The sequence below is a fragment of the Polyangiaceae bacterium genome, from assembly GCA_016715885.1.
GTDB lineage: Bacteria > Myxococcota_A > Polyangia > Polyangiales > Polyangiaceae > Polyangium.
Genome location: JADJXL010000023.1, coordinates 175039 through 186907, shown reverse-complemented (window position 1 = coordinate 186907; position 11869 = coordinate 175039). Strand labels below are relative to the sequence as shown.

The 11869-nt window shown below is 58.4% G+C and carries 10 protein-coding genes; 7 read left to right on the top strand and 3 right to left on the bottom strand.

What is annotated here, in order from left to right; translation table 11 throughout:
- Positions 1-95: 95 nt before the first annotated feature.
- From IPM54_34190 to IPM54_34165, 6 genes are read left to right on the top strand one after another with little or no spacing between them, the layout of a single operon-like run.
- On the top strand, positions 96-494 hold the full coding sequence (locus IPM54_34190; GenBank protein MBK9264821.1) for a chemotaxis protein CheW: 399 nt from the start codon (positions 96-98) through the stop codon (positions 492-494).
- Complete coding sequence (locus IPM54_34185) at positions 475-1857, top strand: methyltransferase domain-containing protein (GenBank protein MBK9264820.1); 1383 nt, start codon at positions 475-477, stop codon at positions 1855-1857. The genes IPM54_34190 and IPM54_34185 overlap by 20 nt, the downstream gene beginning before the upstream one ends.
- Positions 1835-2377: a chemotaxis protein CheW gene (locus IPM54_34180; GenBank protein ID MBK9264819.1), complete on the top strand. Its 543-nt coding sequence runs from the start codon at positions 1835-1837 to the stop codon at positions 2375-2377. The genes IPM54_34185 and IPM54_34180 overlap by 23 nt, the downstream gene beginning before the upstream one ends.
- Before the next feature lie 24 nt (positions 2378-2401).
- Positions 2402-3844 (top strand): globin-coupled sensor protein, encoded by a 1443-nt coding sequence (locus IPM54_34175; GenBank protein MBK9264818.1) that lies wholly within the window; start codon positions 2402-2404, stop codon positions 3842-3844.
- A 4-nt stretch (positions 3845-3848) separates the two neighbouring features.
- Positions 3849-6044, top strand: coding sequence for a response regulator (locus IPM54_34170; GenBank protein ID MBK9264817.1), 2196 nt, complete (start codon positions 3849-3851; stop codon positions 6042-6044).
- Between the two features lie 13 nt (positions 6045-6057).
- Positions 6058-7110 (top strand): response regulator, encoded by a 1053-nt coding sequence (locus IPM54_34165; GenBank protein ID MBK9264816.1) that lies wholly within the window; start codon positions 6058-6060, stop codon positions 7108-7110.
- A 20-nt stretch (positions 7111-7130) separates the two neighbouring features.
- Here IPM54_34165 and IPM54_34160 read toward each other — a convergent pair whose 3' ends face one another.
- A complete protein-coding gene (locus IPM54_34160) occupies positions 7131-8906 on the bottom strand; it encodes an AAA family ATPase (GenBank protein MBK9264815.1) in 1776 nt (591 codons plus the stop codon).
- A 119-nt stretch (positions 8907-9025) separates the two neighbouring features.
- Here IPM54_34160 and IPM54_34155 point away from each other — a divergent pair, with 119 nt between their 5' ends.
- On the top strand, positions 9026-9274 hold the full coding sequence (locus IPM54_34155) for a hypothetical protein (protein MBK9264814.1): 249 nt from the start codon (positions 9026-9028) through the stop codon (positions 9272-9274).
- Between the two features lie 99 nt (positions 9275-9373).
- Here the strand turns inward: IPM54_34155 and IPM54_34150 are convergent, their stop codons facing one another.
- A complete protein-coding gene (locus IPM54_34150; GenBank protein MBK9264813.1) occupies positions 9374-10243 on the bottom strand; it encodes a hypothetical protein in 870 nt (289 codons plus the stop codon).
- On the bottom strand, positions 10224-11525 hold the full coding sequence (locus IPM54_34145; protein ID MBK9264812.1) for an ATP-binding protein: 1302 nt from the start codon (positions 11523-11525) through the stop codon (positions 10224-10226). The genes IPM54_34150 and IPM54_34145 overlap by 20 nt, the downstream gene beginning before the upstream one ends.
- Positions 11526-11869: the final 344 nt, after the last annotated feature.

The following is an 11869-nucleotide window of genomic DNA, read 5'->3' as shown; positions in this document are numbered from 1 at the left end:
AAATTCAGTTGAGCAAGATAGGCGTTTCGTGTAGATGAGATGAGTGTTGGCAGATCTCGCGTACGAGGTCTACCACTGCCTACCGGGCGAAAACGATGTCCCAGCACTTCGTGATGGTGAAAATACAAGATCGGAAGCGCATCATGCGTCTTTCGGACATTCGCGAAGTGGTGTCGCTCATGGCGCTTTCCCCCATCGAAGGCGCTCGCGGCGGCACATGCCGCGGGGTGGCGAACATTCGGGGCGAAATGATTCCGATATTCGACCTGGCGGGCGCAGACGCACGGCTCAGCCCATCGCGTGTGGTCGTGATCGCGCGACTCGGGGTCGAGCACGTTGGGCTGCTCGTGGACGACGTGACCGATGTGATTGATCTTTCGGACGAACACGTTGCGGTACGTAATATCGGTGGCGGGCGCACGTCGACGATCGTGCGCATGGATGATGAAGTCATGACGGTCATGGAGCCGGTGGATGTTCTCGGAAGCACTTGAATCCGGAGACGTGCCCGGACAGCAATCATTACGATTGAGTGCAGCCGAGGAGCTTGCCGCCCGTCATTTTGGTCTTGATCTGAAAAAATATCCAACGGCGCAGGTCGAATCTCTTTTGGCGATGCTTCCTGCGGTCGTATCGCACGAGGATGAAGCGACGGTTTCGCGGGTGCTCTCCGTATGCAGCGTCGGCGAAACCATGTTCATGCGCCATCCGGACCAATTTCGGGCGCTTGCGCAAATCGTAGCGGATGGTTCCGTGGGGGAGCCGAATCGTGCGCTATCGGTCTGGAGCGCCGGGTGTTCGACGGGCGAAGAGGCTTATAGCTTGGCGGCGCTTCTCGCAGGGCATCCTGGGGGCGCTCGGGTTTTGGGCACGGACGTGAGTCCTCGATCGATTGAGCGGGCAAAAACGGGGCGATACCGATATTGGTCGCTGCGGGGTGTCGATCCTTCGTCCACGGCGTCGTGGCTCCATATCGATTCGGTGAATGCCGAAGTTCGTTCACCCATTCGGAATGTCGTGGACTTTCGAGTTCACAATTTGATGGTGGATCCGTTCCCGCACGACGTGGACGTCATTTTTTGCCGCAATGTTTTGCTGTATTTTCGCGAGGATGCCGCCGCTGAGGTCATCGAGAAATTTTATCGGAGTTTGCGGCCTTCGGGCATTTTGTTCATCGGCTACGTCGATCCCGCGCCTTCGCCGAATACGCCGCTCCTCGAATGTCATCGAGGGCCTGTGCGATATTATCGCAAACCCGCGGCAGGCACGACGATTTCGGTGCCTACGGCGAGGAGCGTTCCGCCACCTCCGCCAGGCGAGACCCTCGGGGCGAATGCGGTGCCGCTGGCGCCACGTTTGCCCTCGTTTCTCCGTCCCGAATCGCCGCCGAAACGTGTTCCGTTACGTCGTTCCGAGCCGCCGCCGAATCCACCGCCCGAAGATCCAGCCGTGCGTGAACGATTCAACCAGCGCTTGGCCATTGCACGAGGCTTGTGCGCGCAAGGGGCACGCGACGATGCGCTGGCCACTTTGGAATCTCTTTCGACCGATCATCCGCTCGAAATCGAGCCGTACGTGCTTTCGGCTATGATTGCCGACGAAGGCGGTTTGCGCGACGCGGCGCTCGGAGCCGCGCGGCGGGCCTATTTCTTGGCACCCGAAGCCCCCATTACACCTTTTTTGCTCGCCATGTGCCTCGACCAGCTCGGTGAACGACAAGCTGCGGAGGTGCGTTATCTCGAAGCGCGCCGTGCACTCGAATCGGTCGAAGATCCTCTCGCCCCGCTCGCTCATGCCGAGGGAATGACTGCATTTCAACTTCGGAGAACCATCGATGCGCGTATTCGTGGAGCCTGAATCATCGCCGGGCGGTGGTTTGTCCGCCGAAGAGAACGAACTCCTGAGGCTGCGCGCTGCGCGGTATGCACTGGCTGCGGAAGAGCAAGCGACGGACATCACCGATGCGGTCATTTTTCGGCGCGGACAAGCAAAATATGCAATGCCGCTCGTGGCATTGCGGGAAGTGCGCCCCTTGCGTTCATTTTGCCGAATCCCGTGTGCATCGCCGTCCGTGCCGGGCATTCTGCATTTTCGCGGCGAAATCCTCAGTTTGCACGACCTCGCGGCCTTCATGGAGCCAGCCATCGACGCCGCTGATCCTGCTTGGGTCATCGTCGTCGAGCACCAAGGTGAACGCATTGGCCTCGCGGCGGACGAAGTCCTCGACGTCGAACGTCATTCGGCCAAATCCGTGCAATCGCTACCCATTACTTTCGGAGACCGCGGAGCCATCTGTGACGGCCTTTTGGCAGACGGAACGGTGCTCCTTTCGGCTCCTCGGATGTTCCATGCAGACGCTTTCTTTTCAGCATTTTGACCACGGTACGAGAGGGAGTTGTTCATGAGCACGAGCACGAATGCGTTATTTGCGGCCAATCAAAGCACGCGAGCCAGCGACAATCGCGAGCAGCTCGCCGCCGAATGCGAACGGCGACGAAAATATTTGCTCATCGAGCAAGAGGACCTCGATCGCCTGGCCGCCCTGAAAGACTTGGCTGCGACGCGCGCGACGGCTCACGTGAATCGGTTCTACGATCATCTCCTCGCGAACGAGTCGACGCGCGTGCACTTCCTGACCGACCGGCACATTCAAAACGTCAAGCGTACGCAGGCCAAATACTTCAGCGAATTGTTCGATGGAAAATGCGACACCGACTATTTGCGCGACCGCTATCGCGTAGGCCGTGCGCACGAGCGCATCAACCTCGAGCCGGAATGGTACGTCGGGGCATACTGCATTTACATGAACCAGGTCTTCCCGATGATCCTCGAACATTACAAGGACGACCTGCCCAAGGGCATTGCGGCCATCCAAAGCTTGGCAAAACTCATCTGCTTCGACATGGGCGTCGCCATCGATACGTACATCGATGCCATCGCGCGCCGGGAAGCGACGCAGATGGAGTCGTACATTTCGTCGATCACGTCATTCGCTGCCGAATTGGAGAAGGCGTCGAGCGATATCATGGGCGCCACGGCGAGCCAATCGACGGCCACGCAGGAGCAGGCGACGGGAGTTGCCGAAATCACGACGACGCTCAGTGAACTGCACGTCATGAGCACCCAGACGCTCGAAAAAGCGCAAGCCGTCATCAGTGAATCCGACCGTTCCATCGACGCGTCGCGCACGGGCGCCAAAGCCGTCGAAGATGCCGTGCTGGGCATGCACGAAATTCGCGAGCAGGTGGAGACGATCGCGCAAAAAATCGTCACGCTGAGCGAGCAAACACAACAAATTGGCGACATCATCATGTCCGTCAACGAAATCACCGAACAGTCGAAGCTCTTGGCGCTCAATGCAGCCATCGAAGCCGCTCGCGCGGGAGACCAAGGTCGAGGGTTTGCCGTGGTCGCAGCGGAAATTCGCAGTTTGGCGGATCAATCCAAACAAGCCACGGCGCGCGTGCGCAAAATTTTGGGCGACATTCAAAATGCAACGAATTCGGCCGTGATCGCCACCGAGCAGGGCACGAAAAAAGTGGAAGCTGGCGTGACGCTCGCCAATCGCGCCGGCGAAACCATTGAAATACTGGGCAAATCAGTCGAAGCTTCGGCCGGCGCAGCGCGACTCATCGCCAATGCATCCAGACAACAGACATCGGGCATTCAACAAGTCTCCGATGCAATGAATGGCATCAACGACGCGACGAAGAGCTCCGTCGGCGGGATGCAACAAACCGAAGCGAGCGCGAAAAAGCTGACGGAAATGACGAACCACATGCAGGCGCTCGTGCAACAATTCTCGAAGCCCAGAGAGCGCGCACCCGAGCACAGGATGGCTTGAGCTCATGACGACGGCGGCATTCGACGTGGCATATGACGCAATCGACGCCTTCAATGAGGAGGCAGCCGAGCTTTTGCGCAACATCGACGTCGGGCTGAATGATTTGCTCGGCGCCGACGAACAGACGCGCAAAACGCTCGGGCGAGACATGCTGCGGTGGCTGCACACCTTGAAAGGCGCCGCTTCCGTCGTCGGGCTCGACGATGTACGTCAATACGTCCACGGGCTCGAAGAGCTCATGCGAGCCATTCACGAAGGCAAAGTACCGCTCGACGCCGACCATTTGGCGGAATTCGCCAGCGGGCTCGAAGACCTGCACATTCTGGTACAACGGCATCGACCCGAAGCGCCGCCTCGCGAACCGCTCCTCCTATCGGCGGCGCCCGTCGAAGAAGCTCCTGCACCAGCGGCCGCGAAGAAACCAAGCGCCGAGCTATTGCGTTTGCGGCCCGAAAGAGTCGACGCGCTGCATGCGCTCGTCGGCGAGCTCGTCGTAACGCGTTTGCAATACGACGCAATCGCTCGACGATTGATGGATGTCCGCGACCAATCGAGCGATCTGGCCAGTGAATTGCGATCGTTCGGGGTATTTTGCGCCGGGCTCCGCAATACCATGCTTGCGCGAACCCATACCGAGCTCTTGACTCGGCTCGGCCGTATCGTCGAAACGGCCGCCTCCGCTGCGCGAGATACGACGACCATCACGCGTGAGCTCGGCCTGCTCGAAGCGCAATCTTCGTCGGTGAGCACGAGCATCGAAGACGGCATACGCGAATTGCGCCTCGTGCCACTCAATACGTTTTTCGAGGATTTCGCGCGCACGGTGCGCGAAGCTGCACGAGAAACGGGAAAAGATGCTCGACTTCTCACGGAAGCAGGCAGCGCCGAAATCGATCGGTCGGTCATGATGCGTCTTCGCGACGCGCTCGGGCACCTCGTACGCAATGCCATTACGCACGGTATCGAATCCAAAGACGAGCGCGAACTGCTGGGGAAAAACCCCACGGGGCTCGTGAAGCTGGAAGGGCACTGCGCCCACAGCCGCGCCGTGATTCGAGTGATCGACGACGGCGGTGGCGTCGATATCGACCAAGTGCGCCGAAAGGCGGTTCGTCTCGGCATTCTCCGCGAAAACGAATCGCTCAGCGAAGATGCGCTCCTCGACATCCTCACGCAATCGGGCTTTTCGACGCGTGAATCGGCCGATGGTCTCGCCGGCCGCGGCATTGGGCTCGACGTCGTCGCTGCCGCCGTACGCGCGCTCGATGGCCACATCGAAATGACGACGAAGCGGGGCATCGGGACCATCTTCACGATTGAAGTACCCGTCACTGCTTCAACGGGACTCGGGCTCGTGGTCAAAGTCGGCGAGCATTCGTTCGGAATTCTGCTCACGCACGTCGAACGCGCCATTCGAATCGAGCCGAAGGACATTCAATCGGTCTTCGATCGCGACACCATCATGCTCGACAGTGGTCCCATCAGCGTCGTTTCACTCGCAGAGCTCGTGGGTTTGCCCAGTTCGACTTTGCCCGCGCACCGCACGCCGGCGGTGGTACTTCGCATGGGCAAACAGCGCCTCATCGCGACGGTCGACGACGTGCCGGGCGATCAGACGCTCGTCGTCAAGCCGCTCGGTCGGGCCTTTGCCGCAGCTCAACATCTATCCGGCGCGGCGGTGCAACCCGATGGATCGACATTGCCCGTGCTTCACGTGCCGGCGCTTTTTGCACGCGCCACCGCGTCGAGAACGGCCGCAATGCCCGCGGCCCCGAAACCTCGAAAAGGCGCAACCTCCACGCAAACGGCGCTTCGACAACGTGTTGTCCTCGTCGTCGATGATTCGATGACCATTCGAACATTGCTTCGCAACATTCTTCGCGCAGACAATTACGAAGTGATCGTCGCGCACGACGGCAAAGCCGGATTGGATGCGCTCGCCAACATGCCGCATTGCGATCTGGTCATCACGGACCTCGAAATGCCGCGCATGAATGGTGTGGAGCTATGTCGAGCGATTCGGCGTTCGGCGCACGCGCAATTGCCGGTCATGGTCGTCACGAGCGTCGGGGATTCGGGCGAAAAACGCCGCGCGCTCGAAAGCGGCGCCGATGCCTACATCATCAAGAGCGAATTCGAACAAGCGCGTTTTCTCGATGTCGTCGCGCGCCTGTCCGGTAGACTGGGACGCTCCGCATGAGGGTGCATTTGGTATGAGGGTGCTGCTGGTCGAAGATTCGCTCACGGTGCGCGCGTATATCGAAGGCATTCTGCGCAGCGCGCCGGACATCACGGTGCTTCCACCGGCGCGAGATGGCATGCGGGGTGTCGAGCTGGCCCAGACGCACCATCCCGACGTCATTCTCATGGATCTGGAATTGCCTTTGATGAATGGGATTCAGGCGATTACAGAAATCATGGCGACCGCTCCACGGCCCATCGTGGTCTTGAGCGGCGTACTGGACAAACCCGGCGCGGATCGCACGTTCGAATCGTTCCAAGCAGGTGCGGTCGAGGTATTGGCGAAGCCCAAAGGTTTGTCGAATGAAGAGCGGGATCGCTTTTCCGATAGGCTTTTGCGCACGCTCCGTGTGATGTCGCAAGCGCGCGTCATTCGGCGCAGATCGACCACGCTCAAGGCCGCTGCAGCAGCGCCGCCCGTAACGTTGCCGCAGCCGACGCCGGAAGGTCCTTTCGACGCGGTTCTCATTGGAGCGTCGACGGGCGGTCCTGTTGTCGTGCGAGGTCTTTTCGAGGAAATTCGCGCGCCATATCCGCTTCCCATCGTGGTGTGTCAACACATCGTACCGGGTTTCGAGCAAGGAATGGCGGATTGGCTGGCTGAGACGGGGCATCGGGTGCACGTGGTCGGTCCTGGAGATCGCGCGAAGCCGGGGCACGTCTACGTGGCGCGCGCGGACAAACACCTCGTCATGAACGGTCTCGAGCTTGGGATCAAGCCGGGCGTTGGCAGGCAGGTCATGCCGTCGGCCGACGTGCTTTTCGAATCGGCGGCGGTGACGCTGGGCCGGCGCTGCGTGGCGTTCTTGCTGACGGGCATGGGAGAAGACGGCCGGCGCGGGCTGCTTGCATTGCGGCAAAAAGGAGCGCTCACGGTGACGCAATCGGCAGACTCGTGCGTCATCGACGGGATGCCCGGAGCCGCGCGAGCGGCCGGTGCATCGGCGCTGGATTTGTCGCCACCGCGGATGGTGGAGCTGCTCAAGCAGATTGCCGAGGCAAAGAAACGAAGTGGCGTGATGTGAGGGGGTGGATGAGGCGTTGTCTATGCTTTGGTCCACCCCCGCCAAAGCACGTCTTTTGCCCCGACGAACACCAATACCCCCGCCCGTAAATGGTTGCCCAAGGTCAGCATCTCGACCAGATCCTCGTCCGCCGCATACCGCTCGATCTGCGCAAAACCCTTTGCAACTGCGTCTTCGATATCCGCGTCGGTCGCGTCCGTCTTCACGTATTTCGCCTCGATGATCCACGCGTACTTGGCGGCCGACGCATTACCTCGGAGCGCGAGCAGCAAATCGCAATATCCTCGTGCAACTTCCTTTTCGCTCATCAAGTAAAATGCATTGCTTGGCGCCAAAAATGAGAACAACATCAGCTTCATCGTTTTCTCGTCGAATTGGATGAGATCCCGATTGCTGATGCGCGTGAGAACCTGCTTGTGGAACGTATCGAGTAGCGGCTGAATGTTCCCATCGACGGACATCTTGCCGAGCGCCGTTTCGATATAGCTGTGATCGATACGCAAACCATCGTGATCGGCCAGGGCCATCGCCATGTATTCCCATTGCAACGTCCGCATGACTCGATTGGGAATCACGAGCTTTGGTGTTTGCAATGTGGCGGCATCCTCGGCGTAGGTGAGCATCCCCATGTAATAGAAGAGCGACACGATTTGCGCTCGGCCAAAAAGCATTTTGGTGCCGAATTGCTCCACCAGCGGGCTCGTGACCGATTCATTCGTCAGAATCTCTTCCAACAGCTCCCGTGTGCCGAGCGGTTGACCGCTCGTGTTTCGAGCAATGCCATACAAGCGCCCGTAATCGGTGCGGACGTTCAAATCGAGCATTTGATCGGGGTAATGTCCCGAGATGAGGACTTGACGCAGAAAGTAGAGGACGAGCGTCGAGTTGTACATATTGTCCGTCGCACGCCTCGAAAAGCGATATCCGTCGTAATACCGCTCCAGCGTCTCCAGCAGCGCTTTGCGATCCCCAATGCGTGGATCCGCCGCTAGCTCGGGTCTGTCCCGAAGCATCGTGTCAATGGCTCGTTCGACGTCTGTCGCCGTGAATCCCGCCATGGCATTCAAATCGTCATTCTGCGATACGTGCGTGATGATGTTGAACCCGCTCGACAAGTCGTCCAGCATGATGGGCGACACGCCCGTGATGAACAAACGTGCGAGCGTGCTTTGGCGCGTGAACGCTTTCAAGCTTGCATAAAAGCTCCGTACGAACCCCGCGCTACGCACGATGTCCTGGTACGTATCGATCAATCCGTCGGACAAGAGCCGATTGCCAAAATGATCATATTCGTCTATCAGCAAATACACCTGATGACCCGCGTCGCGGACTGCCGTCAAGAGGTCCGTCATGATCGCCGCGGTATCTTCGTCGTCGGATCTGACCCTTGCGGCCAGCGTCGACAGTTCGGGCACGAATTTCACGTAGCGCGTGATGAACGACCGTATGCTTGCCTTGACCTGAGACGCAAAACTCTTGCGGATGTCGTTGGTCGATCCCTCGGAGGCAACGGGCGAAAAGTCGAGCGTCAAGACGAGGTATTTGTTTTTCTCGGGCGACGGATGCTCGTGGATCCAGAGTCCGCCATACAGCTCGTCGAACTCGCCCGCCAGAGCAATGTCGTAGTAGTTTTCGAGCGTGCTGATCAGCGTCGTCTTGCCGAACCTTCGCGGCCGCAAGAAAATCAGGTATTTGCCAGCGTTTTCGAGCCGCGGAATGAACGAAGTCTTGTCGACATAAAAAGCGCCTTCCTTCCGGAGGGCCGCGAAATCGCATGTTGCGTAGGAGATCTTCATGGCTCGACGTGCTCGCGGGCGAACCGTAGCACGGCCGCCCATGGCATGCGACGGCTCATCGAGGTCGATACTTGGAAACGATCCCGCGGTGCGATCACATCGCGTGGCATCGCGAAGACATGATCGTCGACGTTGCGCGGAGCAAGACGGATCAGCATGGCGAGGGTGACGACGGCCGGCGCGGGCTGCTTGCATTGCGGCAAAAAGGAGCGCTCACGGTGACGCAATCGGCAAACTCGTACGTCATCGACGGGATGCCCGGGGCCGCGCGAGCGGCGGGTGCATCGGCGCTGGATTTGTCACCACCGCGCATGGTGGAGCTGCTCACGCAGATCGCGGAAGCAAAAAAACGAAGTGGCGTGATGTGAGGGGTGGGGAGCTGATAGCCGAGACGTTTCTACACGCACTCGAGCCACCCAATGCGCTCGCCCTGTTGCTCATTCACGCCCCCGCTCTCCGCTGTCGCCCTAGCGAAATTGCAACGTCGGGCAGGTGAGCCCTATATCTTGGAGGTGTCCCTTCACTTCCCGGCAGTAGTCCACCGCAGCTTCGGGAAACGCGACGACGGCATCTCGCGAGTTTGCAGAAATGGCGAAATAGTTCTGTTGTGAATCGCCTGGGCGTCGAAAGTTCAGGAAAAACGTATCGCCATCCGCACCACGCCGTTCCCTGAAGAAGGCGTCGCGCATTCGTTTTCCAAGCGCTCCATGGGCGATCAGCTTCTCGACGGGATTGAATTCCGAGGCATCTCGCGGCAGTTTTTCATGGGCATATCTGGTGCTTCTTGAAACGGGCGCCGAGATGTACCGATACAATTCTGCCTGATGATGATATTGCAGCGGCAGAATCTCGACCTTGTCTTTCCTGGCCTCCTCGATTTTCTTTAGGTTGATCTGCGAGTTGAACGGTGTGAGCAGTACACGTTGAATCAACGCTCGACGCCAAGACCCAGGAAGGCATTGCGCCATTTCTTCACGCAGAAGTTTTGCGAATGCACGAATCTGATCGATCCCATGCTCGGTGTTCTTTCCCTCTCGCCCCTTCATTTCGATGATTGTGAAGATGCACTGCAGTCGTGATACGTACACGACGAGGTAATCCGGCCGCGGTCCGTGCTCGACAATGGGAACGCGGGGATCGTCGACCTGAAATACGAGGCAAATGCCGTCGTCTTTTGCTTTCGAGCCAATCGAGAACTGCACACCGCTTTCCTTCGGCACTTGACGTGTCTGCAGAACCCTCAATACGAGCTTTTCGAGAAACGTCAGCCTTTCGGCCGTCTCCTGGTCACGTTGTTCGTGGCGCCAAGATCTCGATTCATTTTTTCGTCTTGCCACGGCCCTCGGGCTCCTCGACAATGGCAAAGAATCTTCGTTGAAGCTCGGAAGAGACGTCGCTCAGGGTGTCCCAGCGAATGCCATATTCGGGGTCTTGGAGCGACGCTAGGCCTTCAGATTTCATTTCGTAGGCGCTCACGTCATTCGGGGCGAGGAATGCTGCCGGGTCTCCCATGTAAAGATGTTTGGCCTGACGCTTCTTGCGCGCCACCGATTTCCTATCTGCGGCGACGAGGTTTTGTAAATGGGCCATGAAATACGGACTGTGCGTCGTTAGTAGTACGTTGACTCCGAGATTGGCGAGCATGCCAAGAGCCTCGAGGAGTTTGGCCTGCCCCTCGGGATGAAGATTCATTTCGGGCTCGTCGATGATGAGCGTTTGGCGTGGTGCCGCCCGATATCGCAAGTACAAAAGCAGTGGAGCAAGCTGTTTCACGGATGATGATGCATTGTGCAGATCAATGCGTACCTGATCGCTCACGGTGAGCGCGAGCTCGCGGCCTCCCAATACCGTGGCTTCGTAGGACGTGCGATGTCCGGATTGAATCCGTGTTTCGATGGCCGCCGCGATTTTACCGAAGGGGCTTTTGGCGTCATTTTTGATGCGCGCGGCCTCGAGCTCGACGTCGGTCAAGAAGTCGAGAAAGTCTTCGATCGGGCCCGGATATCGGATGTCCCCTTGTTCGCGAAGGAGAGCAACTTCGCGTTCACGCGCCTCTTGAGCTTGTGGTTCTTCGAGCAAGAAGTCAAAATCACCCAGGCGTCGCTGCCAAGTGCGAAGAACACGATATCGCCGAGCACTGAGCATCTTGTACGTGATGATAAATGCATTGCGCTCCGCGGGTAGGAAGAGGGGTTGACGGAACAGCTCGCCCAAAGCGACCCTCATGACGGCTGAATAGCCATTCGAGGTCTCGGTATTCAACCCGCTTACTGTATTGAATTTCTGCGTAAGGTCTCTGTCGTCGATTTGCAGAGCCACGCTCGTTGTTTTGAAAATATTTCGACGCGTGTCTTGGAAATACTCCGGGAGGCGGCGAGAGAACTGTGTTGCAACCGAATCGCAAATTCGCTGCACATCTTGGATTTCGATGGAATCTCTACGCTTTGCTTCCTTGGACCTGAATAGCTGTGCATACGATTGCAGCTCGCGCATCAAACCATGCACACAAGAGGCAAGGTACGTCTTGTACGTGTTGTTTGGCCCGATAATCACCGTGAGCGGGCGCAAGTCGAGCATGGTCGTTTTGATCGTACCCAAATTCCGGAACTCGAACTTCACGAAGCCATCTCCCAACTCGCCTCAGCGACGTTGCTGTGGCCACATGTAGCACACGCGTATCCGGTGGACAAAAAACTGCAGTTCGCAAGTGCCCTTAAGCGGTACGACAAGCACAATCACGAGCACCACTCTCAGACAACGCTCGTCGCAGTGGTGCGACTTGATGTCGTGGCGAACTATGGCCGAGACGTTACGACACGCACTCGATCCGCCCGCCAACGCCCGCCCATTTGCTCACTCCTGCAAACTGCCGTCCGCTGGCGCCCATTGCATTGCATATTCATGCCGCCTGACGTCCGCTGGCGCCGCTTGCATTGCACATCCCGCCCAACGGACGTCCGGCG

Coding starts and splice junctions, on each gene's coding strand:
- IPM54_34190 (MBK9264821.1), top strand. CDS start 96: ATGTCCCAGCACTTCGTGATGGTGAAAATACAAGATCGGAAGCGCATC.
- IPM54_34185 (MBK9264820.1), top strand. CDS start 475: ATGTTCTCGGAAGCACTTGAATCCGGAGACGTGCCCGGACAGCAATCA.
- IPM54_34180 (MBK9264819.1), top strand. CDS start 1,835: ATGCGCGTATTCGTGGAGCCTGAATCATCGCCGGGCGGTGGTTTGTCC.
- IPM54_34175 (MBK9264818.1), top strand. CDS start 2,402: ATGAGCACGAGCACGAATGCGTTATTTGCGGCCAATCAAAGCACGCGA.
- IPM54_34170 (MBK9264817.1), top strand. CDS start 3,849: ATGACGACGGCGGCATTCGACGTGGCATATGACGCAATCGACGCCTTC.
- IPM54_34165 (MBK9264816.1), top strand. CDS start 6,058: ATGAGGGTGCTGCTGGTCGAAGATTCGCTCACGGTGCGCGCGTATATC.
- IPM54_34160 (MBK9264815.1), bottom strand. CDS start 8,906: ATGAAGATCTCCTACGCAACATGCGATTTCGCGGCCCTCCGGAAGGAA.
- IPM54_34155 (MBK9264814.1), top strand. CDS start 9,026: ATGATCGTCGACGTTGCGCGGAGCAAGACGGATCAGCATGGCGAGGGT.